The organism is Bacillus sp. REN16 (assembly GCF_020731355.1).
Classification (GTDB): domain Bacteria; phylum Bacillota; class Bacilli; order Bacillales; family Bacillaceae_L; genus Ferdinandcohnia.
This window is the reverse complement of the sequence record NZ_JAJFZK010000008.1, coordinates 135,686-161,941: the sequence shown is the minus strand read 5'-3', so window position 1 is coordinate 161,941 and position 26,256 is coordinate 135,686. Positions and strand designations below refer to the sequence as shown.

At 37.9% G+C, this 26,256-nt stretch carries 23 protein-coding genes; 11 read left to right on the top strand and 12 right to left on the bottom strand.

Going from position 1 to position 26,256, the window contains the following annotated elements:
- Positions 1-80 precede the first annotated feature (80 nt).
- The 3 genes from LKW28_RS13145 (at position 81) to LKW28_RS13135 (ending at position 3,247) form a co-directional block, all read left to right on the top strand.
- Positions 81-1,385 carry an extracellular solute-binding protein gene (locus tag LKW28_RS13145; RefSeq protein WP_229140824.1) on the top strand — a complete coding sequence of 435 codons (1,305 nt, stop codon included), beginning with the start codon at positions 81-83 and terminating at the stop codon, positions 1,383-1,385.
- A gap of 76 nt (positions 1,386-1,461) precedes the next feature.
- Complete coding sequence (locus tag LKW28_RS13140; RefSeq protein WP_229140823.1) at positions 1,462-2,340, top strand: carbohydrate ABC transporter permease; 879 nt, start codon at positions 1,462-1,464, stop codon at positions 2,338-2,340.
- Positions 2,341-2,356: 16 nt separating this feature from the next.
- A complete protein-coding gene (locus LKW28_RS13135; protein WP_229140822.1) occupies positions 2,357-3,247 on the top strand; it encodes a carbohydrate ABC transporter permease in 891 nt (296 codons plus the stop codon).
- A 73-nt stretch (positions 3,248-3,320) separates the two neighbouring features.
- Here the strand turns inward: LKW28_RS13135 and LKW28_RS13130 are convergent, their stop codons facing one another.
- The 4 genes from LKW28_RS13130 to xylA form a co-directional block, all read right to left on the bottom strand.
- Entirely contained in the window at positions 3,321-3,938 is a 618-nt protein-coding gene (locus LKW28_RS13130) for a YesL family protein (RefSeq protein ID WP_229140821.1), read from the bottom strand.
- A gap of 127 nt (positions 3,939-4,065) precedes the next feature.
- Positions 4,066-5,049, bottom strand: coding sequence for an aldo/keto reductase (locus LKW28_RS13125; RefSeq protein WP_229140820.1), 984 nt, complete (start codon positions 5,047-5,049; stop codon positions 4,066-4,068).
- A 50-nt stretch (positions 5,050-5,099) separates the two neighbouring features.
- A complete protein-coding gene (gene xylB / locus LKW28_RS13120; protein WP_229140819.1) occupies positions 5,100-6,599 on the bottom strand; it encodes a xylulokinase in 1,500 nt (499 codons plus the stop codon).
- Positions 6,600-6,666: 67 nt separating this feature from the next.
- A complete protein-coding gene (xylA, locus tag LKW28_RS13115; protein ID WP_229140818.1) occupies positions 6,667-7,983 on the bottom strand; it encodes a xylose isomerase in 1,317 nt (438 codons plus the stop codon).
- A 297-nt stretch (positions 7,984-8,280) separates the two neighbouring features.
- Here xylA and LKW28_RS13110 point away from each other — a divergent pair, with 297 nt between their 5' ends.
- Positions 8,281-9,417, top strand: a complete 1,137-nt coding sequence (locus LKW28_RS13110; protein ID WP_229140914.1) for an ROK family transcriptional regulator — start codon at positions 8,281-8,283, stop codon at positions 9,415-9,417.
- A gap of 108 nt (positions 9,418-9,525) precedes the next feature.
- Here LKW28_RS13110 and LKW28_RS13105 read toward each other — a convergent pair whose 3' ends face one another.
- Positions 9,526-10,515, bottom strand: coding sequence for a glycoside hydrolase family 43 protein (locus LKW28_RS13105; protein WP_229140817.1), 990 nt, complete (start codon positions 10,513-10,515; stop codon positions 9,526-9,528).
- A 274-nt stretch (positions 10,516-10,789) separates the two neighbouring features.
- On the opposite strand from LKW28_RS13105, the gene LKW28_RS13100 reads away from it, so the two are divergent.
- The 3 genes from LKW28_RS13100 to LKW28_RS13090 all read left to right on the top strand — a co-directional run bounded on the left by LKW28_RS13100 (position 10,790) and on the right by LKW28_RS13090 (position 14,311).
- On the top strand, positions 10,790-11,482 hold the full coding sequence (locus LKW28_RS13100; RefSeq protein ID WP_229140816.1) for a response regulator transcription factor: 693 nt from the start codon (positions 10,790-10,792) through the stop codon (positions 11,480-11,482).
- On the top strand, positions 11,460-13,700 hold the full coding sequence (locus LKW28_RS13095) for a sensor histidine kinase (protein WP_229140815.1): 2,241 nt from the start codon (positions 11,460-11,462) through the stop codon (positions 13,698-13,700). The genes LKW28_RS13100 and LKW28_RS13095 overlap by 23 nt, the downstream gene beginning before the upstream one ends.
- 80 nt (positions 13,701-13,780) lie before the next feature.
- Positions 13,781-14,311, top strand: coding sequence for an RNA polymerase sigma factor (locus tag LKW28_RS13090; protein WP_267497998.1), 531 nt, complete (start codon positions 13,781-13,783; stop codon positions 14,309-14,311).
- 97 nt (positions 14,312-14,408) lie between these two features.
- Here LKW28_RS13090 and LKW28_RS13085 read toward each other — a convergent pair whose 3' ends face one another.
- Complete coding sequence (locus tag LKW28_RS13085) at positions 14,409-15,020, bottom strand: DUF4352 domain-containing protein (protein ID WP_229140814.1); 612 nt, start codon at positions 15,018-15,020, stop codon at positions 14,409-14,411.
- A 162-nt stretch (positions 15,021-15,182) separates the two neighbouring features.
- Between LKW28_RS13085 and LKW28_RS13080 the strand changes: the two genes are divergently transcribed.
- On the top strand, positions 15,183-15,500 hold the full coding sequence (locus tag LKW28_RS13080) for a hypothetical protein (RefSeq protein WP_229140813.1): 318 nt from the start codon (positions 15,183-15,185) through the stop codon (positions 15,498-15,500).
- A 220-nt stretch (positions 15,501-15,720) separates the two neighbouring features.
- On the opposite strand, the gene LKW28_RS13075 is transcribed toward LKW28_RS13080, so the two are convergent.
- The 4 genes from LKW28_RS13075 to LKW28_RS13060 all read right to left on the bottom strand — a co-directional run bounded on the left by LKW28_RS13075 (position 15,721) and on the right by LKW28_RS13060 (position 20,542).
- Positions 15,721-16,284 carry a Uma2 family endonuclease gene (locus LKW28_RS13075; protein ID WP_229140812.1) on the bottom strand — a complete coding sequence of 188 codons (564 nt, stop codon included), beginning with the start codon at positions 16,282-16,284 and terminating at the stop codon, positions 15,721-15,723.
- A 112-nt stretch (positions 16,285-16,396) separates the two neighbouring features.
- Positions 16,397-18,067, bottom strand: coding sequence for an SWIM zinc finger family protein (locus tag LKW28_RS13070; RefSeq protein ID WP_229140811.1), 1,671 nt, complete (start codon positions 18,065-18,067; stop codon positions 16,397-16,399).
- Positions 18,068-18,218: 151 nt separating this feature from the next.
- Entirely contained in the window at positions 18,219-19,391 is a 1,173-nt protein-coding gene (locus tag LKW28_RS13065) for a diflavin oxidoreductase (RefSeq protein WP_229140810.1), read from the bottom strand.
- A gap of 320 nt (positions 19,392-19,711) precedes the next feature.
- On the bottom strand, positions 19,712-20,542 hold the full coding sequence (locus LKW28_RS13060; RefSeq protein ID WP_229140809.1) for an alpha/beta fold hydrolase: 831 nt from the start codon (positions 20,540-20,542) through the stop codon (positions 19,712-19,714).
- Positions 20,543-20,677: 135 nt separating this feature from the next.
- Between LKW28_RS13060 and LKW28_RS13055 the strand changes: the two genes are divergently transcribed.
- The 3 genes from LKW28_RS13055 (at position 20,678) to LKW28_RS13045 (ending at position 24,346) form a co-directional block, all read left to right on the top strand.
- A complete protein-coding gene (locus LKW28_RS13055) occupies positions 20,678-21,457 on the top strand; it encodes an ABC transporter ATP-binding protein (protein WP_229140808.1) in 780 nt (259 codons plus the stop codon).
- Position 21,458: 1 nt separating this feature from the next.
- Positions 21,459-23,105, top strand: coding sequence for a hypothetical protein (locus tag LKW28_RS13050; RefSeq protein ID WP_229140807.1), 1,647 nt, complete (start codon positions 21,459-21,461; stop codon positions 23,103-23,105).
- A gap of 191 nt (positions 23,106-23,296) precedes the next feature.
- Complete coding sequence (locus LKW28_RS13045; protein ID WP_229140806.1) at positions 23,297-24,346, top strand: 2,3-butanediol dehydrogenase; 1,050 nt, start codon at positions 23,297-23,299, stop codon at positions 24,344-24,346.
- Between the two features lie 90 nt (positions 24,347-24,436).
- On the opposite strand, the gene LKW28_RS13040 is transcribed toward LKW28_RS13045, so the two are convergent.
- Together LKW28_RS13040 and LKW28_RS13035 are read right to left on the bottom strand one after the other, a co-directional pair.
- Complete coding sequence (locus tag LKW28_RS13040) at positions 24,437-24,760, bottom strand: hypothetical protein (RefSeq protein WP_229140805.1); 324 nt, start codon at positions 24,758-24,760, stop codon at positions 24,437-24,439.
- Between the two features lie 95 nt (positions 24,761-24,855).
- A complete protein-coding gene (locus LKW28_RS13035) occupies positions 24,856-26,235 on the bottom strand; it encodes an LLM class flavin-dependent oxidoreductase (RefSeq protein WP_229140804.1) in 1,380 nt (459 codons plus the stop codon).
- Between the last annotated feature and the right edge of the window lie 21 nt (positions 26,236-26,256).

The window sequence follows — 26,256 nt, the reverse complement described above, 5'->3', positions numbered from 1 at the left end:
TTCCCTTTTTTGATAATTCTTGCGGTGTTAGACTTTACTTGTAAGGCAAAGAGGAAAACAAATTAAGGGGGTTTTGATTAATGAAAAAGAAAGCGTTTGCTGCCGTAATTTCTATGGCATTAGTTGGCGGATTAATTTTAGGAGGATGTTCCTCATCTGATGATACGGCTAAAGATGCCGGATCAAATAGTGAAAAAACAGTTGTGAAAATGATGCATCTATGGCCTGAGGGAAGTTCTAATGCTCAATTCACGATTGTCGATGACATTATCAAGGCATATGAAGAAGAGCACCCTGATGTTGAAATCCAAACTGAAATCCTAGGTAACGAGCAATACAAAGAGAAGATTAAAGTACTATCAGCTTCAAATGAACTGCCGGACGTTGGGATCACGTGGGCGGCTGGATATATGAAGCCTTTCGTTGATGGAAATATGTTCGCACCACTTGATGATATCGTGAAAAAAGACGAATTCGTAGCTGGTACACTGGATGCTTTCTCAGTAGAAGAAAAGACGTACGCTCTACCTTTAGAATTAAACATTACGCCAGTTTATTACAATAAAGAAATCTTTGAAAAATATAATCTAGAAGCTCCAAAAACTTATGATGAGTTTTTAAACGTTGTGGAAACACTTGTGGATAACGGTGTTACTCCAATCACTTTAGGTAACAAAGACCGCTGGACAGGTTCTATGTGGTATATGTACCTTGCAGATAGAATCGGTGGTCCTGAAACATTAAACAATGCAATCAATAGAACAGGAAGCTTTGAAGACCCAGCATTAGTAAAAGCTGCTGAAGAAATCGAAAACCTTGTAGATATGGGCGCATTTGTTAAAGGATTTAACGGTCTATCAAATGATGAAGCAAAAGGATATTTCATGAACGAACAAGCGGCTATGTACTTAATGGCTACTTGGGAATTACCAAATTATACAACAAGCCCTGATGTGGATCAAGAATTTAAAGACAAAGTTGGTTACTTCAAGTTCCCTACCTATGAAGGCGGTAAAGGTGACATAGACAGCTATGTAGGTGGCCCTGGTGTCGGTCTATTCGTATCTGAACAATCAAAGGTTAAAGATGAAGCGAAGGAATTTGTTTCTTACTTAGTTGATGAATGGGGCAAGCGTTCAGTAGTTGATGCTGGTGTTATCCCTGCAACAGTTGTTGATACATCAAATGGCGACCTTGACCAAATGTACATTGACATTCTTAACGATTTAGGAAATGCAACTAACTTAACACTTTATGCGGATGTTCAAATGTCTGCTGGCGTGGCTGATGTTCACTTAAATCAAATTCAAGCATTATTTGGCGGTCAAACAACTCCAGAAAATTTTGCAAAAACACAAGAAGAAGCGCTTGCTGCCAAAAAATAATTATAGCTAAAAAAGAGAGGGCATATTGCTTGTAAATATGTCCTCTTCTTTATAGAAAGGAAGGGGCAAAACCATTATGAAAAATGTGATGTCGAACAAATTCGTTATCGCCCTTTATACACTCCCAGCTTTACTTCTTATACTAGTCCTTATCTATATCCCTATTGTGTTGTCAGGTTACTACGGTCTTATGGATTGGGACGGAATTGGTGCCATGACATTTATTGGATTAGACAACTACATTACCTTAATTCAGGATAAATTATTCTGGTCAAGTACATGGCATTCATTTCTATTAGCAATCTTTTCAACTGCTAGCTTACTTCTCTACTTAGGCATTTCACTTATTTTAGCTAGCAAAATCAAAGGTTCTGACCTTTTACGTAAAATTTACTTAATTCCGATGCTTTTATCATCCGTTGCCATTGCGCAGCTTTGGATGAAAATTTTTGACCCAACAAACGGTATGGCAAACACATTGCTTGAGTTCTTTGGCGTAGAAAATACACCGATTTGGTTAGCAGACCCAAAGATTGCGCTCTATGCGATTTTTATTCCAATCATTTGGCAATACGCTGGATTTTACATTTTAATTTACTATGCAGCATTAAAAAATGTTCCGGATGAAGTCATAGAAGCCGCAAAAATCGATGGAGCGAGCCCATTCCAAATTGCTTACAAAATTAAGCTGCCACTGATCTCAGGCATTTTTAAAGTGACAATTATGCTTGCGGTTGTGGGATCATTAAAATATTTCGATTTAATCTATGTAATGACTGGCGGAGGACCAAACGGGGCAAGCGAAGTGATGGCTTCTTACATGTACAAGGAAGCATTCAAATTAAACAACTTTGGTTACGGTAGTGCAATTGGATTTGGACTATTAGTCATCTGTCTTGTAATGACATGGTTAACATCACAATTAACGAAATCCAAGGATGATGTTCAATTTTAAGGGGGAGTGAATCAAAATGAGTGAGGTTCGTACACAACAAGCAATACCAAACCTACCCGCACCTAAACCAAAGAAATCCTTCTTGAACAAAATTGGCTTTGGATTTCTTTATCTCTTTTTAGGAGCATTTGCTATCATTCAAATCTATCCATTAATTTGGTTATTGTTCTTTTCACTAAAAACCAACAAAGAAGTTTTCGGTATGTCTCCCTTCGCTTTACCGCAAAGTCCGCAATGGGAAAACTATACGAAAGCTTGGACCTCTGGTAATATCGGAGTCTACTTCTTCAACAGTGTTTGGATTACGGTTCTTTCAGTTGTTCTAACAATCATTTTAGCTAGTTTTGTAACTTTTGCAGTAACACGGATGCACTGGAAACTAAGCGGCCTAGTCCTTGGATTATTTTTAGTCGCTTATATGATTCCGTTACATTCAACAATCATTCCATTATTTAAAATGTACAACAGTGTAAATTTAATTGATAATCCGTTATCGATTGTATTATCCTATACAGCCTTTAACTTACCATTAACCATTATGATTTTACTCGGCTTTTATAAAACATTCCCACGGGAAATTGAAGAAGCTGCGATAATGGATGGATGTTCAATCCATCGAATCTTCTTCCAGATTACATTACCAATGACAGTCCCTGTCCTATCAACGACAGCGATAATCAATATGATCTACAACTGGAACGAATTCGTATTTGTCAATACATTCATCAGTTCTGATAAGTGGAAGACATTAACGGTTGGTATTAATAACTTCGTTGGCCAGTATTTAACAGACTGGGGCGCAATCGGTGCAACACTTGTCATCAGTATCGTGCCAATTCTGCTCGCATTCCTATTCCTAAGCGATAAGATTGTCGAAGGTATGGCAGCCGGGTCTGTGAAAGGATAAAACTTTACAAAAAAGACAGATAGGAAAGGTTCATATAAGAATCTACCTATCTGTCTTTTTGATTCCTTCAATTCTACCTTTTACGCTTCTCTTCCATCTTTTGAAAAGCACGTAAGCAAGCGGCCATAATGATTGTTGCTAATATACTGCCACCAAAGAAAAAGCCTAAACCTGGAATGTACTTCACAACAAAGAACACTGTTACCAGGCTAATAAGCATCACAAGGTTCTCTAAAGGATTGATGGTCATTAACAAAAACGAATTTTTTATAATTTGGACTACTTTTAACTCATAATGGACGAACACCGGAAAAACGTACATTGTCGTCAATACTGCTGCAAAAGCAAACAAATAGATAGGGATTTGAATTGCACTCACAAAATTCCCGCCCGAATTCTTTATAAAAACCAAGTCGAGTACAATTAAGCTACCAACTACTACAATAATCAACCCAAGTCCGTTGCTTCTCAAAAACTCCGCTTTATAAGTACTCCAAAACATACTAAAAACTGCAATATCAGTCTCCCCCATCAACCATTTGCGGACCACTGAAAACATCGCAATTGTCGCAGGAAAAAATCCCAAAACAACGAGACCGACTAATGAGAAGCCAAGCCAAAGCAGATTTAGGTATGCGAATTTTGATATCCATGCAGTAGCAGCATAAGCCCGATTTGCCGTTTTACTCATCAAATCCCCTCCGACATCAACAAACATAAAATTATTTTTGTATAATTTTATCATATTCACTTCAATGGTACACTGAGTGTATTACCGAAGCCTCATCCCTAATAAAAAAAACAGTTCAAACCCCAATTTAATAGGCACCTCTAATATAATCTTTCACATTTTCTTTATAAAAATGTTGAACCTTCTCCATTTCTTCAAATGTAAATGGGTGAGTCTCCAATGCCGTTAAGTTATCCTGAACTTGTTTTACATTTTTGAATCCTGGGATAATACAGGAAATCTCCTTATGATCTAAGATCCAGCGAAGGGCTGCACTTGCCATTGAATTCCGTCCTTCAGCAATCCACTTTAATTGGTCTGCAAGCTCAACACCCTTTTTAAAGCCTAGGCCAGCAAATGTTTCTCCCACATTAAAGGCCTCACCATTTTCATTAAAACGGCGATGATCATCCTCTTCAAAAACATGGTCAGATGTAAATTTACCTGTAAGCAATCCACTTGCAAGCGGCAATCTCACAAGTAGCCCAACGTCTTTTTTATATGCTTCAGGGATCAGAGTTTCTAACGGCTTTTGGCGGAGCATATTAAAAATAATTTGCAGGCTTTTCACATTTGGATTTTCCAAACAAATTAACCCTTCCTCAACGGACTCCACACTCACACCATAGTGACGGATTTTCCCCTCCCTTTGGAGACGATCAAGTACGTCAAACACACTGCCATCTCTTAAAATCTCTGTAGCTGGGCAATGAATTTGGTATAAATCAATTGCCTCCCGATTTAAACGACGAAGGCTGTCCTCACAGTAGCGACTTACTTGCTCGTAGCTGTAATTTTTGGGATCAAAAATGTCACCCTGACGGCAAAACTTTGTAGCAATATGAATTTTATCCTCCTTACCCTTTGTCGCCTTTGCCAGCAACTCTTCGCTATGACCGTCACCATACACATCGGCTGTATCAAAAAAGTTAACACCTTGGTCAATCGCATACTCCAATGACCTTAAAGCCTCAGCGTCACTTGTCTTTCCCCAAGCACCGCCAATAGCCCAAGTTCCAAAACTTACTTCACTAATTTGTATACCCGTATTTCCAAGCTCACGATAGTTCAATAATAACTCTCCTCTCGAAAGAAACCCCACTATCTGTGGGGTTATTTTATTTACTTTCTAAACATTCTTAATTGTATATTTAGATTCTTTGTTTGGGTATAGATCTGTTGATACATTGTGAAAAATTTTTGATATGCTTCTACATTTTCTGGAATTGGTTCATATGTTTTTGCGGGTTGTAAAAATACGTCAGCACATTCCCTCAATGATTCAAACCAGCCGCACCCATATGCAGCAAGCATTGCTGCTCCCATTCCAGGGCCTTGTTCAGAAGTCATTTTTTCAATTTTTGCGTTAAAAATATCAGCCTGCATTTGGAGCCAGGTTTCATTTTTGGCTCCGCCACCGATTGAAATAATTGTATCAATCGTTTTTCCACTGTTTCTAAAAATCTCAATGGATTCATTTAATGAAAAAGTAATACCTTCCAGAACCGCGCGCGCAAAATGTTTTCGTTCATGAGCCGCATCAATTCCTATAAAGCTGCCGCGAATGTTTGAATCAGCATGCGGGGTTCTTTCACCAACAATATAAGGTGTAAATAACAAACCATTGCTTCCCGGAGACACTTCATCTATCCCCTCTAATAATTGGTCAAATGCCTCTTCTTTTGCAAAGGTATCCTTGAACCAACTTAAGCTATAGCCTGCAGCAAGAGTCACACCCATCGTATAATACGTGTTTTGTTCACCATGGTTAAAATAGTGGACCTTGCCTTCGAAATCAAGGTCATTGCGCTCTTCATATGACAGCACTACCCCCGAAGTTCCGATACTACAAAGTGTTTTGCCCTCGGATAAAATGCCTGATCCTATCGCACCACAAGCATTGTCCGCACCGCCGGCAAACACTTTTATTTCCTTAGAGAGACCAGTCGACCAGGCAAATTCCGGTGTAGCTGTGCCAACAAACGTATGGGACTCCACTAATGGAGGACAAAATTCAGGAGCTAAACCAAATGCTTCTAACATTTCTGAACTCCATTCGCGTTCAGCCACATTGAGCATTAACGTTCCGGCTGCATCCGAATATTCCATATGAATAGCACCCGTTATCCGGTAGCGTAAATAATCCTTCGGTAGCATGAATACACTAGCGCGTTCAAAAACCAGCGGCTCATTTTCTTTCACCCAAAGAATTTTCGGCAACGTAAACCCTTCTAAAGCAGGATTCTTCGTAATCTCTAAGAGGCGTTCTTTTCCGAAAGTCTCATAGATTTCCTCACATTGCTTTGTCGTTCTTGTGTCATTCCATAAAATAGCGTTTCGTAATACTTGGTTCTCTTTATCTAGTAAAACTAGTCCATGCATTTGTCCGGAAAAACTAATGCCTTCAATATCTCTTACATCGCCATCGAAATGCTCAACCAGTTCTTTTAGACCAACTGTTGTCTTTTCAACCCACTCTTCCGGATTTTGCTCACTATAACCTGACTTTTCAATGATAAGAGGATATGATTTCGATACCTCATGAACTACTTCTCCATATTGATTCACGAGTAAGATTTTTACCGCGCTCGTTCCAAGGTCCACACCGATTACATATTTCATCCGGATCATCCTTTTCTGTAAAAATGTGCTGGAATAGTATACTTCCAGCACATTTTAGTTCTATAAATTAAAGTGTTTCTAATAGGTATTGATTAATTAAAGCTTTTAAGCGCTCAGTTCTTCCTGATGTATTACTAATTTCTGTTAAACCTAGCGCATATTTTTCAAGTTCACGGAAGTTTGTTTTTCCTTCAACGATATCTAAGCCGATACCTTTCGTATAACTACTGTAGCGCTCCTCAACAAAGTCATCTAGCACTTTATCTTCAATTAATTTGTCAGCTACTTTTAAGCCCACTGCAAATGCGTCCATACCTGCAATATGTGCATGGAAAAGATCCTCTGCATCGAAAGAGCCTCTTCTAACCTTTGCATCGAAGTTTAGACCGCCTTTACCAAGACCGCCATTTTTCAAGATTTCATACATGGCTAATGTGTTTGTATATAAGTCTGTTGGGAATTCATCCGTATCCCAGCCAAGCAGCATATCCCCTTGGTTTGCGTCAACAGAACCAAGCATTCCATTAATACGAGCTGTTCTCAATTCATGTTCAAATGTGTGACCCGCAAGTGTAGCGTGGTTTGCTTCAATATTAAACTTGAAGTAATCTGTAAGGTCATATTTTTGTAAGAATGCCAGACCTGTTGCAACATCGAAATCATATTGATGCTTAGTTGGCTCCTTTGGTTTTGGCTCGATTAAGAACGGAACGTTTAAGCCAATTTCCTTCGCATAGTCTACCGCCATATGGAAGAATCGAGCTAAGTTGTCCATTTCTAATTTCATATCTGTATTAAGAAGGGTTTCATACCCTTCACGTCCACCCCAGAAAACATAGTTTTCAGCACCAAGTTCTTTTGCAACCTCTAATCCTTTTTTCACTTTAGCTGCTGAATATGCAAACACATCTGCATTTGGAGATGTTGCAGCACCATGTGTATAACGTGGATTTGTAAACATATTTGCTGTATTCCATAATAATTTAACCTTGCTTGTTTTCATGTAATCCTTGATCATTGCAATAATAACATCAAGATTTTCGTTTGTTTCCTTCAATGTGCTTCCTTCTGGTGAAATATCGACATCATGGAACGCAAAGAACGGAACATCTAATTTTTCAAAAAGCTCAAATGATGCTTCAACACGAGCTTTCGCTAAGTCTAATCCTTTTAGGTGACCCCAGGGACGGATTGCTGTGCCTACTCCAAATGGATCTGACCCATCTGCAGTAAATGTATGCCAGTACGCAACAGAATAGCGAAGGATTTCCTCCATCGTCTTGCCGTTGATTTTTTCATCTGGGTTGTAGTATTTAAATGCAAATGGATTCGTTGATTTTGCACCTTCAAATTTGATTTTGTTCACTGATTCGAAATAAGCCATCGGGTTATTCCTCCTAGTATTTTTTAGCGTTTTTACTTTAGAGTGAAAATGCTTTCAAAAGAATTTTCAAAGCTCACAATCTATAAGCTTTTTATACTGAAATTATAGCATCGCACATAAAGTTTGTCTATACGGTAAACTAAGTTACGCTTATTATTTTTATTTAAAGATTTTCCACCTTCCACTTTAGACTATAATCCTTAATTTTAATAAGTTCTCCATTCGTATATCCACCATACTAAGTTTTATGCTAAAATATAAACACTACCAAATAAGGAGTTTTGATTAGTGGGAACGATGACATGGAACCAACAGGTTGTGAAAAAGAATAATAAAGCACTCGTGTTGCAATTGATTATTGAAAATGAGCCGATTTCTCGTGCGGACATCGCTCAAACTTCAGGTTTAAATAAAACAACGGTTTCTACTTTGGTTACTGAATTATTAGAGGAAGATTTGATTTTCGAATCAGGACCAGGGGCCTCTAGTGGCGGGCGTCGTCCCGTTATCCTTCACTTCAATAAGGATGCCGGTTATGCGATTGGAATTGATATTGGTGTAAACTATGTGTTATCTGTGATCACCGATTTAAAAGGAAATATCCTAATCGAAAAAAATCAAACCGTGGGCCGTACCACCTATGCGTCGATCATGAACATTGTGCAAGATATGATTCAGTCGTTAATGGATGAAATGCCCAAGAGCAGGTACGGTATTGTCGGCATCGGAGTTGGTGTACCGGGAATTGTGAACAACGAGGGCTCGATTCTACTAGCACCGAATCTTGGTTGGAGCAATATTCAATTTAAAGAGGAGCTTGAAAAGCTATACAAAGTTCCTGTTATCATTGAAAATGAAGCAAATGCTGGAGCTGTCGGCGAGCAACAATTTGGCGCGGGACAAGATAATGAAAATATCCTTTATATCAGTGCTGGGATTGGGATTGGTGTTGGAATCATTGTTAACAAGGAGCTTTATAAAGGGAAAAACGGATTCTCTGGTGAAATGGGACATATGATTATTGACATGAATGGGAAGCGCTGCAACTGCGGAAGTCGCGGATGCTGGGAAGCTTATGCGTCTGAGCAGGCTCTTATTGAAATGTCTGACCCAAACATTGAGTCACTGGAAATGCTAATTGAATTAGCAGAGAGCAGCGATGAAAAAGCTATTAACCTCTTTGATGAGATTGGAAAATACCTTGGGTTTGGGATCAATAATATCATTAATACATTTAATCCCGAACAAGTCATTATTGGAAACAGACTCACTTTGGCCCAAAAATGGCTCGAACCTGCTATTAGGAATACGATCGAAAAACACACACTCGCATTCCACCAAAACAACCTGCAACTTAACTTCTCAAAACTGGGGAAATACTCAACTTCCCTCGGCGTATCAGCCTTTGCCGTCGACAACTTCATTAAAGGTTAGTTTAAGGGGCAAGTCCATTGTCCCAAATCCATCCCTGCTTTTTAATAAGAAGCAGGGATTTTTTTGATAAAAAATCGACAGGCTGCTGCACCTGTCGAAATCCCGATATTATTGATTCTCATATGGGTCAATTGTTTGAATCGTTCCATCTTCATTATATTTAAGTTCAGTAAATTTTACACTGCGTTTATGGTTAACCCCATTTGATAAAGAGCAGTCATGGTAGAAGAGATACCATTTATCCTTATATTGAACGATGGAATGATGCGTTGTCCAGCCCAAAACAGGTGTAAGAATTGTCCCCTTGTAAACGAATGGTCCTTGAGGATTCTCGCTGACAGCGTATACAATTTTATGCGTTGTGCCTGTTGAGTAAGAAAGATAGTAAAGTCCATTATATTTATGAACCCATGGTCCTTCGAAAAATCTACGATCTTCGTCTCCTGCTAAGATTGGGTTTCCATTCTCGTCTATAATTGAAATTTCCTTTGGTTCACTTTTAAAAGTTAGCATGTCATCACTTAATTCAGCAATGATTGGTCCTAAAGCTGGTTCCGTAGAAGCAGGGCCTTCTGTCACCTCAGGTTTAAATGTGCCAGTTTGCCATTTTTCAAGCTGTCCGCCCCAAAGTCCGCCAAAATACATATATGCGCTATCATTATCGTCCACAAAAACTGCCGGGTCAATACTGAAACTTCCCGGAATATAATTTTCTTCAGGCTTAAAGGGACCTGCCGGACTAGTTCCTGTTGCAACCCCGATTCTGAAAATACCGTCCTTATCGCGTGCAGGAAAGTAAAAATAATATTTGCCATTTTTGTATGCTGCATCTGGTGCCCACATTTGCTTGCTTGCCCACGGAACATCCTTTACATGTAGCACTTCCCCATGGTCGATAACAGGTCCATCAACATCCTCCATCGATAAAACGTGGTAATCTTCCATCTTATATTGGTCTCCGTTATCATTTGACGGTTCATCATGTTCAAGGTCATGCGAAGGATAAATATAAAGCTTCCCTTCAAAAACGTGTGCCGATGGATCTGCTGTAAAAATATGTGTAACAATTGGATCATCAAGTTTTACGTTTTTCACCATAATAGCCTCCAATAACTATGATACTTACACAATCATTATACCTGTATCGCCTTAACTTTGTATAGCGAAACAACTAACTTTTTTATTTTCTTCCCATAGAACTCGCCAACTTTATAAAAAAATCGGGTATCTCTCCCTATCTAGTATAAAATGAAAGAGAAGTTTCATAGACTTCAAAAATATTAAGAAATTCTTAAGACTTTTTGATATTGAATGTTAAGATTTACCGGTTATGATAGAAACAATGAAAGCGGATTAGAAGGTTGGGTGAAAGATGGATCATTATTTTGTTCTGGTAGTTGATGATGAAAAAGAAATTCGGGATGCGATTGAGATTTACCTAAAGAATGAAGGAATCACAGTATTAAAGGCCAAAGATGGAATTGAAGCATTGGAGATTTTACATGAAAACCAGGTTCACCTGATTATCTTAGATGTGATGATGCCTAAGCTTGATGGAATTTCGGCTACTTTTAAAATCCGCGAAACCAATAATATTCCCATCATCATTTTAAGTGCAAAAAGTGAAGACACCGATAAGATTCTTGGGTTACAGGTTGGGGCTGATGATTATGTCACTAAGCCGTTCAATCCGATGGAGCTTGTTGCCCGCGTGAAATCCCAACTTCGACGTTATGTCACATTTGGTACCTATGAAGGTGCAAAAAAGGTGACTGACCTAAATGGATTGACCCTTGATCAAGCTGCAAAAGAGGTAGCTGTTCATGGTGAACCGGTAAAACTTACCCCGATCGAATATAAGATTGTTGAGTTGCTTATGACAAATGCCGGTCGAGTGTTTTCCATTACCGAAATCTATGAAAGAGTTTGGAAGGAACCTAGCTATAACGCGGAAAATACGGTTGCCGTTCATATTCGAAAAATCCGCGAAAAAATAGAAATTGATGCGAAAAATCCTAGATATTTAAAGGTGGTATGGGGCATTGGCTACAAAATGGAAAGGTAAAATCACAATTGGTTTCATCGCACTTTTATATACATTTGGTCTTTGTGGCCTCATATCAGTAGTCACCCATGGAGGCAATTATTTACATAAGGATTATTTTCACACTCCAGCTTTTCAAGATGAACTAGGTCAGTTTGCCGGATTGATTAGCTTGTTTGAGCTACTTGATACCACTCCTGAAAAAGCGAAAGAAGCAATTACCGTTACTGAAGATGACATTGATGAGCACCGTTTTCGCTATGGAGAACTATCACAGCAAATTGAAAATATCAACTCACAATATGAAGAAAGAATTCAAGAAGCGTTGGATGCAAATTACCAGGAAATAGCCGATACCTACATTGCGGAACGTGATAAAAAAATTGCAGACATCACGCAAAATTTTAAAAGTGATGACTATGTAAAAAACAAGGTAATTGTTGAAAAAGAAAAAAGTATCGATGATTTTTATAAATCAAAGGAAGGGTACAAGTCCGAATACGCAAAGTATAAAAAAATGTTTACCTATCATTTTACAAATCCATCAACTGGAAAAATAGTTACGAATATAAAGCGTACAAATAGTGAGTCAGTCGAAACAGCAATAAACGAGGAAAGTAACTATTTTCTTACAGATTACTCAATCACAAGAGATGATGGTATTTATTTTGGTTCTTACGATAATACAGGATTGCTTGAGTCAATTATCCCCTTTGATATTGGAACACTTGAAGGAAAAATAGCAGTGCCAATGACCGGAGATGCCTCAAATCATTTTATTCGGCGATATGACAACTACAGACAAAGCCAGCTGATTTTACTGATTACTGCAATAGCAAGTATTCTATCATTCATTATTTCTTATGTACTCGGTAAAAAGGTACAGGCTGTTCCAGCAGAAATTGAACACTTGAGGACAACTTACAATAAACTCCCAATTGATTCACGGGTAATCTTCTTCATAATAACAGGATTGATATCAATTTTCTGTATTGTGCCTGTTGTGACTGAATTCTATTATATTCTCGAAAACCCTTTTTACGCAGTGGGCATAAGTCTGTTTATCATAGTTGGCTCTATTTTTGTAGGTATTACTTATCTTCAAGGAAAATATCTTTTTACAGAATTAAAGGATTGGCAGAATGTAAAAACTGAATGGGAAAGTGGCCTAGTCAGTAAAGCTGAAAAAGGGATAATCGTTCTTTTTAACAAAGGTAAGCAGAGTCTAAACGAGGCATTTTTACACCAGAGTACTGGGACCCAGTTTTTTATCATTCTTGTCATTGTCTTTTGTTTGGGGTTTGGGGTCATTTCAATTTTTATAAACCCTCTACTTTTCCTAATTTATCTCTTGACCCTTGGTCTTATCGGAATCCCCCTTTTCTTTGCTATGGTCAAGAAGGTTGGGTATTTTAATAAAATTGTAGAGAAAACCGACGAGCTTGCAGCTGGAAAATTAGGTGAGGACTTGCCTGTCAGTGGAAAATCCGTGTTTGCTACCCTTGCAGGAAATATCAATACCTTAAAGCACGGTGTAAAAACTTCTCAAAATGAACAAGCCAAGAGTGAACGGTTAAAAACGGAGCTGATCACGAATGTTAGTCATGACCTCCGAACACCTTTAACTTCAATTATTACCTATACGGAGTTGTTGAAAACTCAAAATCTATCTGATGAAGACGCTTTAGCTTATCTAGAAATCATTGACCGTAAATCAAAACGGTTAAAGGTCCTTATTGATGATTTATTTGAAGTCTCAAAAATGGCAAGTGGAAATATTGAATTAAACTTAGAAAAGGTTGACCTTGTTCAGCTCTTACAGCAGGCGCTTGCAGAACATGATGATACACTTAGCACTTCTAACTTACAATTCCGGGTGACGAACAGTGAGAAACCACTATACGCACTTGTGGACGGACAAAAAATGTGGCGTGTTTTTGATAACTTAATCGGAAATATCATTAAATATTCACTCGAACATACACGTGTTTATATTTCGACATACACAAGTGAAAATCTAGCAATAATTACATTTAAAAATGTATCGAAATACGAACTAAGTGAAAATAGCGACGAGCTTTTCGAACGTTTCAAACGCGGTGACACATCACGTCATACAGAAGGTTCTGGACTTGGGCTTGCCATTGCTCAATCGATCATCGACCTCCATCACGGAAATCTCGAAATCGAAACAGACGGCGACCTATTCAAAGTTAAAATTTCTTTAGCGTTAATGTAACAGGGACGAGAGGGACAGGTCCATTTACCCAAGTGGAACGGACCTTTCCCCCTTGCCCGAAACCAAAAGGGGTGTATGTTTTGGAATTAAATTTCACAAACATCTATCACGAAAATTATGGTCGTCTGTTTCGAATTAGTTATTCGATTACGAGGGATATACAGATGGCAGAAGATGTTGTTCATGAAACATTTATTAAAGCGATCAATAAAATAGATACAATCGAAGATGAGACCAAAATGGGAGCGTGGCTGTCTACCATCGCAGCAAGAACGGCGATTGATCTTGTCCGGATGGAAAGAAACAAAAAGGGTATTCCAATGGAGCATGATTTGCTGGAAAGCTTAGGAGAAACGATGAAGCAAAATGTCGAAGAAGAAGTGGAGACAAGCATGGTAATGGAGCAAATCGAACAAGCCATTCGAAAGCTGAAACGTGAATACCGGGACGTCCTCTCCCTTAAAATATGGCATGGTCTAAAAGAAAGTCAAATAGCCCACATCCTTAATCTTAAACCATGCACGGTTAAAACGAGAATCTATCGGGCTAGGAAACAATTGAAAGATTTTCTGGGTCAAGAGGACAGGTCGGTCGTCCCACCTTCTACATAAAAAGATCAGTTGCGATAAAATCGCACTGATCTTTTGGTTTAAATTCCCCTAATTGCTTCTTATAGGCTGACCTCCACTATACGCGCATCCATTTACATTACTGTAACGAGATTTCCCCTGTTTCGGTTCCCCAGAAACCGGTTTGTACTTGTAAGACGAGGTTTGATGTACCTGCTGGAATATCAAAAACAACTTTACCTTTGTTTTCGATACCAGGGTTTACATCCTGTAAGAAAAAATTATTGTCTTGGTTCGCCCATATTCCCGCTTCTGTATCCGCCTCATATGTAATGTCGCCGGACTTTAATTTAAAGAATGACGAATCCGTGGTGATGGCTTCCTTACCTTCATTTTTTACAATGACATCCAAAATAAAAAATTCCCCTGAAGAATTCTTTCCATACTCTCCACCAATATTAGTAGCCGTGCTTGTCCCAGTCACAGTAAACACAACTTCACCGACCTTTAGAGGCTGACCGATACCTGCTGTTTGTACCTTTTCTTCTGGTTCCTCTTTATCTACCTGTTCCTCTTTTTTAGTCTCATTCTTTTCAACAGACACATCTGTTTTAGGTGTTGTAGAAGCCTGTTCCGTCCCTTCCTCCTCGCCACCACTGGCAATTACGCCGATGATAATCACTGCCAAAACCCAAACCCAAATTCTCTTGTAAAACGGTTTTTTACCTTTTATTTTCTTTCCTTCTGACATTTTCAGACCTCTCCTTTTAAATGTTATAAAAAATGATTCTAGTTACCCGATTTTTTCCCATAAAAAATGAGTCTTGCCAACAAACTTTCGGCAAATTTTAATAAGGTATTCGTATGGAAAAGCAACAAATGTTACTTACTTAACTTTTAACATTTTGGGAAAATGGGAGAAAAACTCTCCGGATGTGATGGTAATATCAATGTGGCAAAAGCTCATGGTTTGGAGATAAAAGGGGTAAACATAAAAAAATCAAAAGCATGTGCGGCCTCAAGAATAATTTCTTTGGCATTTACCTGGCACTTAATCTACAAATTAGTACCTCATTTTGTAAGGACGAAAACTATTATTTTTGGCATTAACATAGTATGGGATTTTTCAATTCTCGCAGAGTGGATTCTTATTTTGAGGCTAATCGATTATGTAGTGGCAGGTTCAACCTTCAGTGGGAATTACGTTGAGGCAAGAAAAAATGAGCAATAAAATTCAGTCGGTTCATCTTATATTAAGTTCTTCATCAATCACACCTCCTTTAATCTATTTTATATATTCGCCACACAGTAACAATTCCCTTCCTATTTTGTCAAAAAATATTTTTTATTGTCGAAGGGTCGGATCGACAGGTCCTTCGTACCGTTTAAAAATCTATTCGTATATTAAGCTAAAGAAAACACCCACTGTGTAGGTGTTTTTGGTTGAGGTCTTATTTATTGAATATCGTTTCAAGTTTTACCTTTAAATTTGGGAAAATGAATGATTTTAATTCATCCTTTTGTCCATACACTTCTTTTATACGAAAATACCCTTTATCAAGCCCATATACCTCAATTAATTTATAGTTCGGATCGATAATCCAATATTCCTGAACTCCGAATTGTTGATATATTTTAAACTTTTCATTTCTATCTTTGATTGCCGTTGACGGAGATAACACCTCAATTATTAAGTTGGGGGCACCATTACATCCTTTAGTTGAAAGTTGATTTTTATTACATATTACAGATATATCCGGCTGCAAAACATGACTTGGGTTCTCATAGTCCTCTTCTTCACTAAGAAAAACGTCAAATGGAAATACTGCAACATAACAATCCTTGTTACCAAAATAGGATCGAAGCATAAAATGAACTTCACCAACTATGAATTGATGATCCCACGAAGGTGCCGGTGTCATATTATAAGCTTTACCGTTGATAAGTTCCCAATGCCCTTCCCAGTTTAACCAGTCACTGATTGAGTAACTATTAGCTTTGTTAGGAGTCTCCAAACTATTACCTCCTTGCTACTTTTTACCATTATACCATTTAAAATAGTATGCGCATAAAGTAAACTTTTCTAGATGCAGATTCTATTCACTCTGCCATAGGGTGAAGGATTTTTCATTTAATTTTACCCAATTCATCTATAAAGGCTGGCCTTTTTCTATATAAGTCTATTAATTCATCAATCAATTTTGTTTGCTCCCGCTTACCTGCAAACTTTTTATATCTCGTGATTATGTTACATACCCCTCGATAATCCCTACGATTTGATGCTTTGCCTGCTGTCAATTTTATATATATTTCATAAATTTTGATGATCTCTTCTTCATATGGTTTGACTAATTTCTCGGCATAGGTTTCTATATAGCTTGGATTCATTCTGACAAATTCCAACATTTCTACAAGATCATTTTCTTCCTCAATCAACTTAAGAAAAATACGGCTGTTATGCCAACCTTTGCTTAATTTCAGTTCATGTTTTAAGTTTGAATAAAACTGTTCTTGGTTTTCTGATGCTAATTCTTTTAAATCCCAATAATATTCAAAATCTCCATTCAGCAAAAGTTCCTTTGCCAATGTCTGCTGTTCTTCCTTTAATGAAAGGAATTTATATGCTGAATAACGGTATTTTTTCCAAGAAGATACTAAGCCTGCATACTTTTTGTCCTGCTTTTCTCCTTCTTGAGCAACTTCAATTACCTTGTGATAGTTTTTTTCTCGTATTAACTTATTTAATAATTGTTGTCTAAAAGAAGAATACTGAAGGTGCTCGTTAATAAATTGTTCCGCTTCTTCTTGAGTACCATATTGCTCGATTAGTTGAAACAATAATTGTAGTAAACTTTCATTTCCATAGTGTAAATATCTATCATTTGTTTTTTCATTAAGCATAGACTCAATTTTAATTTTGAGTTTTTCCCTAAGTGTTTCATCCTCTGCAAATTCAAAACAGACATTAAGCAAGTCAATCTTGTAATCTACCCAACCATCAAAAATTTCACTATCGGTCAGTTCCAATAGCTTCTCAAAAGCCTCCATTTTTTGATGGTCTGTTTCAATGCAGTTATTGGCCATTTCTCCAACCAATTCTAAGATGTCCGTGATAAGGCCCCCAATATCTCCCCCGGAATCATCCGCATATTGAAATGCCTCTATTGCTTCCTCTAGCAACAGGATTGATATGTCCAAACCAAGCAAAGCATTTTCAGTATCTCTTGCTTTGTCAAGTACGTCACCCAGATCGTATACAAAATCACCCGTATTTCGATACTTGATAAATCCTTCTCTGCCTGTATGTTTTTTCACAATCGAATCAATTAACTTCTTGCTTGTCTCAAGCTCCAGTTGATGATCTCCTTTTGAGTATTTTACTAAGATACTGTTTTTAAGTACCGGATCATTATGTGAAATATTTATGATGATATCGATTAATTCCTCTTTGGAGAGATTATATAAGACATCTTTAAGTGAAGGACGCTTATAAGTCTTCTTTGTTACCGTGTTACTTCGGTCCCCTTGATTCAGCATTTCAAAAAGTTGAAAATATGCTGCAACTTCGTGTTTACAGACAGGTCCAAAATCATAGGGACAATCACATTCGGAATATAAAATTTCTCCGTTCACCCCGATTTCGACTACTAATTCGTAAACATCGCTTCCTTCGATTTGGAAAACAAACCCCATTTCCCCCTGTTCATATGCTTCTACAACATTTCCTGCAATGTAATAGTTATAACCTCTGTCTAAAATGACTTTATCTATATAACTTTCAAAATTATTAATGTTCATTTCTAGACCTCACAATCCATTAAGTATTCCTTTAATAAATATATCATGTGTCATAGTTTCGCTATAGAAAATCTAGGATTAAAAGGCACTCTTCTTAATCAACAACAAAAATAAACCCCTCGCGAGTAATGAGGGGCTAATTTCAAATATATTAATACACGTCACGCAGGTAACGGCCTTGTGTTTTCATTTCTTTTAGATATGCTTCCGCAGCTTCGCGGTCCATATTACCCTCTTGTTCAATAATGGTTAAAAGGGCTTCGTTTACGTCTTTTGCCATATGATCTTTATCTCCACACACGTAGAAATATGCACCATTGTCAATCCACTCGAACAACTCTTTGCTGTGCTCAAGCATCTTATGTTGTACGTATACTTTTTGCTCTGTATCACGAGAGAATGCAGCATCAATTTTTGTTAGAATACCGTCTTGCTGGTATTTTTCCAATTCACCTCGGTATAAGAAGTCAGTCGCCTCATGCTGGTCTCCGAAGAATAACCAAGAACGTCCAGTGGCTTTATTAATTGCAAGTTCTTCAATAAATGAACGGAATGGGGCAACCCCAGTTCCAGGTCCAACCATGATTACATCTTTATCAAGAGTCTCTGGTAAATGGAAGTGTTTATTTATTTGAACAAATACTGGAAGTGTATCGCCTTCCTGAACGCGTTCCGCACATTGTACAGAACAAACCCCTTTGCGTTCACGTCCATGCATGGTGTAACGAACAGCACCGATTGTTAAATGAACTTCATCAGGATGTGCAGCTAAACTGCTTGCAATGGAATAAAGTCTTGGTATCATATTTCGTAATAGTGCTACGATTTCTTGAGCCGGAACCTTCCATGGTCCAAAATCTCGAAGCATATCAAGCAGATCACGACCATCGATATATTCCTTAACCGCTGCTGCATCTTCGACAATCTTTTGGATTTCTTCGTTGTCTGTGAATGCTGCCGCGCTTTGTATCATCTTCCGTGAAAGTAAAGTGATATCAAGATACGTTTCCAATGCTTCTTTAAGCGGCATTGATTCACCCTTACGCCCAACGGTTACTACCTCTTCTGCATCCCACTTCATTTCTTCAAGAATGGCTGCGACTAATTCCGGGTCATTGGAAGGAGCGATTCCAAGGGTATCACCAGGAATATATGAAAATCCGGAACCCTCTAAAGATAATTCAATATGTCTTGTTTCCTTGCTTGAACCTTCCCCATTTAAGTTAATGTTCTTAAGAACTTTTGCGGGAAATGGATTTGTTCTTGAATATGTTGCAGGAACAGGCTTTTTCGGATTTTTTTCACCATCTATAGTTCGTTGCATTTTCTAAAAACCTCCAACAGTTATATATATTAAGAATAACACATGTACAAGTTATCTAGCGTGCATTTTAGCACATTACAGGCATTTATTCTAAATTTTCGACTCAAAGCTCAGCCATATTATCCAGTAAAATTATAGACCTTTACCCTCGTTCATTCAAACGAAAATATTGGATTTGGATTTGCGCAATGAACTAAATACCCTTTTAATATTATATAATACAATGCATATAATTCGTGCATTAGAAGCATTCGAAAAAGGGCAAAAAATAAGAGCCATCAGAATAGTTTGGATTGCAACTATTCTGATAGCCCTATTAGTCAATCTTTACCCCAATTTTCATTTAGAAAACCTTTAACAATCTCATTAAACTTTTCATCATGCTCCCAGAACATCATGTGGCCACCTAGAACCTTCACTTGGGATTCTGGTGTTAATTGTTTTATATATTTTTCCGCAATTTCGGCCCAGTGTTCAGCAACAATCGTTAAGGTAGGAACGGTTTTACTTGCTTTTTTTGCTTCCTCACGATAATCAGAAAACATCCCTGAAGCAAACAAATTACCGGCGATGTAGTATGGCGTTTTTAAGGATTGCTCTACTAGCCAGGTTAGTTCCTCTTTCTCAAGCTCTCTTTGAACCATGACTTGAGTGATGTAACTTGTTATAAACTCTCTTTGCCCCGCCGAATTTCGCAAATAACTATTGTAGATTGCAGCAATATCATCTAACGGTCCTTCCACCCAATCATTATGAACCGATAACGATTTCGGTGGCATATCCACAAAAATTAATGATTTTATATCATCAAATCCATTTTGCTTCACATACTCCCAAACTGTTAAACATCCAAAGGACCAGCCTACGAAAGTGGCATTTTTCACATCTAAAGCTTGTAGTACAGAAGCTAAATCAGATCCGTGTGTAACATAATCGTTTCCATGAAGAGAGATAGTCGATCTTCCGTGACTCCTTGGATCCGCTACAATCACTCGGTTCGTTTTTGAAAAATATTCAATTTGCTTTGAAAAAACTTCAGTGGTAAAGGTAAAACCCGGGATGAAAACAAGAGGTTCCCCTTCTCCAATATCTTGAACAAATAATTCGACACCTGAATCAACTTCAATATATTTACCTTCCAGAAAACTCATCGCAATTCCCCCTTATATGTAGCTTTTACACACTATATTCGCCTTTTAATCTCTTAATTCCTCTTATCATATAATGAATAGCTTTCTCTAAATATGGTAAAATAGGAAAAAACTAATAGTTACGGAGCTGATTGAATGACTGAAGCAATAGTCGAGATTGCAAATTTACAAAAAAGTTATGGTATCAAGCCTGTCCTTCAAGGAGTTTCCTTTACAGTAAATGAAGGAGAAATCATTGGGTATATTGGGCCAAATGGCGCTGGAAAAAGTACGACGGTAAAAATTATTCTTGGGATTGAAGAAGGCTTCCTGGGTGACGTAAAGATTTTCGGTCAAAGTATCACAGATGGGGATATGGACTACAAGCGGAAGATTGGGTATGTGCCAGAGGTTGCCGATGTCTATGACAGTTTAACAGGCCAAGAATACCTCACTTTCATTGGCGAATTATATGGGGTTGATTATGAACTGGCTGACTATAAAGCGCAAAACCTAATGGAGCTGTTTCGCATTGGTGAGGTGTATCATTCCCGAATTGCTTCCTATTCAAAGGGAATGCGTCAAAAACTCCTAATTATTTCGAGTTTGTTACATAATCCAGAACTTCTCTTTTTTGATGAACCGATCAACGGGCTGGATGCAAACAGTGTGATGATTTTTAAGGAAATCATGACTCAATTGGCACAGCAAGGTAAAACCATCTTTTATTCTTCACATATCATGGATGTCGTTGAAAAAATAAGCAGCCGAATCATCCTTCTCCATGACGGAAAAATTGCAGCAGATGGAACCTTTGAGGAATTAAAGGGTCAAAATAAGGAAGGCTCTTTGGAGGGGATTTTCAATCAATTAACTGGATTCAACGAGCATACAGAGCTTGCCTCACGTTTTGTGTCGATTGTTGGTGAGGTGTGATATGCAGGACTTTCCTTCTTTAAAGCTGTTGGATCGTTTTGAAAAAGTCTTTAATAGGTTTGGTATTGATTATCGAATGATGAGAAAAATTTTACAGGCGAAGCTCGTTATGGACCGCCGACGTGTGCCGACCATTTTCTCACAAAATAACAAAAAGGATAATAAAGAGAAAAATCATTATCTATTATCCTTGTGGATCTATTTATTGTTTGGGCTCTTTTTAATTCCTTTTATCATTATAGGGGACAATTACCTATTTCAAATGAGCCTTGTTTTTGGAATGATCATCTTTTTCTTAATGACCTCATTGATTTCTGATTTTTCGTCTGTGCTCCTTGATATTCGTGACAGAAACATTCTTTATCCTAAACCAATTGATCGAAAAACAATCAGTGCCGCGAAACTAACTCATATTCTGATTTATTTATCCTTGATGACCATTGCTTTGGCGGGGCCATCGATCATTGTAGGACTTTTTAAACACGGCATTTTGTTTTTTCTTGTTGGGTTTTTAAATGTCATATTAATAGATGTATTGATTATTGCTATGACAGCGTTAATCTATTTAATTATCCTTCAATTTTTTGATGGAGAAAAACTAAAGGATTTAATTAATTATGTCCAAATCGGCTTGTCTTTTTCAATTATGATCGGCTACCAGCTTCTCGTTCGATCATTTGAAATCGTAAACCTTTCCGTCAACCTTGAGCCGGCATGGTGGCATATCTTTGTTTTTCCAATATGGTATGGGGTTATAATAGAGTTGGTCATGAACGGTGGTACACAACCCTTCTTTTTATTACTTGCAGGGCTAGGTGTTATTATCCCGTTTGTTTCGATTTGGATCTACTCACGCTTGACTCCTGCTTTTGAGAGAAATCTTCAAAAGCTTTCCCAGCATAATAAAGGAAGAAAGAATAGACGTCTAAAGCTTAGTGAATCTTTTAAAAAATTTATTTGCCCAACAAAAGAAGAAAGAGTGTTTTATCAGTTTTCTAGAATGATGTTAAAAAATGAGAGGGATTTTAAGTTAAAGGTCTATCCTTCACTGGCCTTTTCGGTCGTGATACCATTCATTTTCTTGTTTACATTTATGGATGAATTCACCCAGGAATCTTTTAATCTGATTAGAGAAGGCAAGTCCTATTTAAATATCTATTTTAGCTTGATGATGATGCCAACCGTAATCATCACACTTAAATACACAGGTACACATAAGGGAGCCTGGATTTATAAGCTTCCACCTTTAAAAAGCCCAAAATCGATTTTTAGTGGTACGATAAAGGCTTTTATTGTGAATCTGTATTTTCCAATTTATTTACTACTGAGTCTTGTGTTTGTCCCTATTTATGGAGTAAGGATTATACCTGACCTGATTCTAGTAATTGTCAGCGCACTGATTTATGCAGTACTTTGCTTTGCAATTTTGGAAAAGGCCCTTCCTTTTTCCCAATCGTTTGAAACCTATAGTGCAGGAAATGGTGGCATGATTTTTCTATTAATGCTACTGGCAGGTCTATTTGCGGGACTCCATCTAATCAGTTTGCTTTTCCCATATGGGCTGTATATTTATCTGGCAATGGCCATCCTCATTTTGCTAATTCTATGGAAAAAAGTCTTCAAAGTGTCATGGGATAGCGTGAAGTAATGATGTCCAATGGACTACTGTAAAACTGCCCTTCTTCGGATAAGAGGGTAGTTTTTTATTTGGACTTGCCAGCCAACTATGTGAAAAGATTCACAATATCGTAATATTCTACCCATATTTTTCTATTTATAACTGTTATACTGATATTGTATTTGAGAATCTACTATTTTATTTTTGAAAGGTTGAGGATCATGAAGGCACTTAGATGGTATAAAGCAAAAGATTTACGATTAGAATACATTGAAGAACCTAAGGCAAAAAAAGGGGAGGTAAAACTTAAAGTAGAGTGGTGTGGAATTTGTGGTAGTGATTTACACGAATATACAGTAGGACCTATTTTTATTCCATCGGAAACCCCACATCCTATAACCCGTGATAGAGCACCAATTGTTATGGGACATGAGTTCTCTGGCCAAGTTATTGAAATTGGAGAAGGTGTAACTCGGGTACAGGTTGGTGACCGTGTTGCAGTTGAGCCAATCTATTCTTGCGGGGAATGCCAAGCTTGCAAACAAGGAAGATATAACCTCTGCGATAAAATGGGCTTTTATGGCCTTTCTGGAGGCGGCGGAGGATTTTCTGAATTTGCCGCTGTTCCTGAGCATATGTTACATAAACTTCCTGAAACAGTATCTTATGAACAAGGGGCACTTGTTGAGCCGGCAGCTGTTGCACTTCATGCTGTGAAACAAAGTAAGCTTCGAGTAGGCGATAAAGCTGCAGTGTTTGGAACTGGTCCAATTGGTCTATTAGTGATTGAGGCCCTCAAAGCTGCAGGCGCAACCGAAATCTATGCAGTAGAGCTTTCGGAACAACGAAGACAAAAAGCAGAAGAACTTGGGGCAATTGGAATTAATCCAAATAATGGCGATGTGGTAGAGCAAATTCAACAGTTTTCTAATGGTGGTGTTGATGTTGCTTATGAAGTTACAGGGGTTCCACCTGTCTTGGTACAAGCTATAAATTCTACTAAGTTCAATGGTGAAACAATGATTGTCAGCATTTTTGAAACAGAAGCTTCTATACATCCGCAAAATATCGTAATGAAAGAACGTACTGTAACAGGTATTATCGGTTATCGAGATGTATTTCCGGCTGTTATTAATTTAATGGCCCAAGGATATTTCCCTGCTGAAAAACTTGTAACAAAACGCATTACACTTGATGAAGTTGTTACAGAAGGATTCGAAGGTCTTCTTAAAGAAAGAAATCACATAAAAATCCTAGTAAAAGCCGAATAGTGGCAAAAATGAGCCAATCGAACATAAAACTTTGTTCTTTTGGCTCATTATTTAAGCGAAAAAGGCAGGTGGTATTTTTTTATCCCTTATTCACGCTTCAATTTTTATATTATGTTCTGTATGCAATGTTGCAATCATTCCGTAAAACGCATAGTAGAATGATTCTGGAGCGATCAGACGGAAATGACCCACCTCATCTGTATTGAATTTCAAAGCATTTTCTAAAAGTCGATAGGTGGAATAGGCATAAAAGCAAAAGTACACATAATCAAACTTCGGCATTTTCTCATAAATGACTGAGATTTCTTCTTTATACAAATCTAGATTTGCTGTGGCTTCATCAATGATTGTCTTTAAATCTTCCAGCCCTGCTTCGAGAATTAAATCATTTTTTTCGATTTTAATAGTCGCCATTATTCATACCTCCATTTTTGAGCTTCTACCACCATTAGACCATTTTTTGAAGTCTTTTGTTATGATATTAATCACTCAATAATGGATAAATGAACCTATTGTAATGCAGGGGTTTTGGTGTATTGCTTTCCTGGGTGATGGGCCGGTAATTGGCTGCCTTGACCGAATAGGCTGTCTCTTAGTGTGTTGCCTTCGTATTCTTTTCGGACAAGGCCTCTTTCTTGTAATACCGGAACAACAAGCTCAATGAAATCTTTGAAAGTACCAGGAGTAATCGCGTATGCAATATTAAATCCATCTACACCGGTCTCTTTTATCCAACTCTCCAAATCATTTGCAACCTGTTCTGGGCTGCCAACGGTTACAGGGCCTAATCCTCCGATTCCGGTATATTTTTCGATTTCCTCAATCGTCCAATTTTTATCGGAATCAATTTTTGTAAAGTTTTCGACTGTTGATTGAATCGCATCATTTTTTACAAACTTAAGATTTTCATGGGGACCATATTCAGAAAAGTCAATTCCGGTCCAACCACCAAGAAGTGCTAGTGCGCCTTCATAGCTTACATGTTTTTGATACTCATTGAATTTTTCATATGCCTCTTCTTCTGTTCGACCGACAATCGGAGTTATACAAGCAAGTATTTTTAATTCTTCAGGTTCTCTTCCAGCATTAATTGCCTCTTCACGCAGTTTCTTTACTGAGTGCTTCGCTGCGTTCTTAGTGGGTGCTCCAATAAAGATTAGTTCAGCATGTTTTCCTGCGAAAGTCCGACCTTTTGTTGATGTTCCTGCTTGATACAGCACCGGCGTTCTTTGTGGGGACGGCTCGCATAAATGGGCACCCGGGACTTTATAATATTTCCCTTCATGATTGATATCATGGACCTTGCTTGGGTCGGCGAATATTCGATTCTCTTTGTCTTGTAAAACAGCATCATCCTCCCAGCTGCCTTCCCACAATTTATAGCAAACTTGTAAATATTCTTCGGCGATATCGTAGCGTTCATCATGCTTGATTTGGTCTTCCATTCCGATATTCACAGCGGCGCTTTTTAAATAAGATGTGACAATATTCCAGCCTACACGCCCCTTTGTAATATGATCCAGTGTAGACATCCTGCGAGCAAATGTATACGGATGCTCATGCGTAACGGATGCAGTGACACCAAAGCCCAAATGCTTTGTCACCGCAGACATTAAAGGCACAATAAGCGATGGATCATTAACAGGTGATTGTGTACCTTGTCGGATCGCAGCATCTCTAGACCCTTGATACACGTCATACTGCCCTAACACATCTGCTAGAAAAATAGCATCGAATCTGCCCTTTTCTAAAAGCTTCGCAAGTTCAATCCAATATTCGCTATCTTTATAACGATAGGACTGATCCTCTGGATGTGTCCACAAACCTGGAGATTGATGCCCCACACAGTTCATATCAAATGCATTTAAATAAATTCTCTTTTTTGTCATTGTAAATTAGCTCCTCTTCAA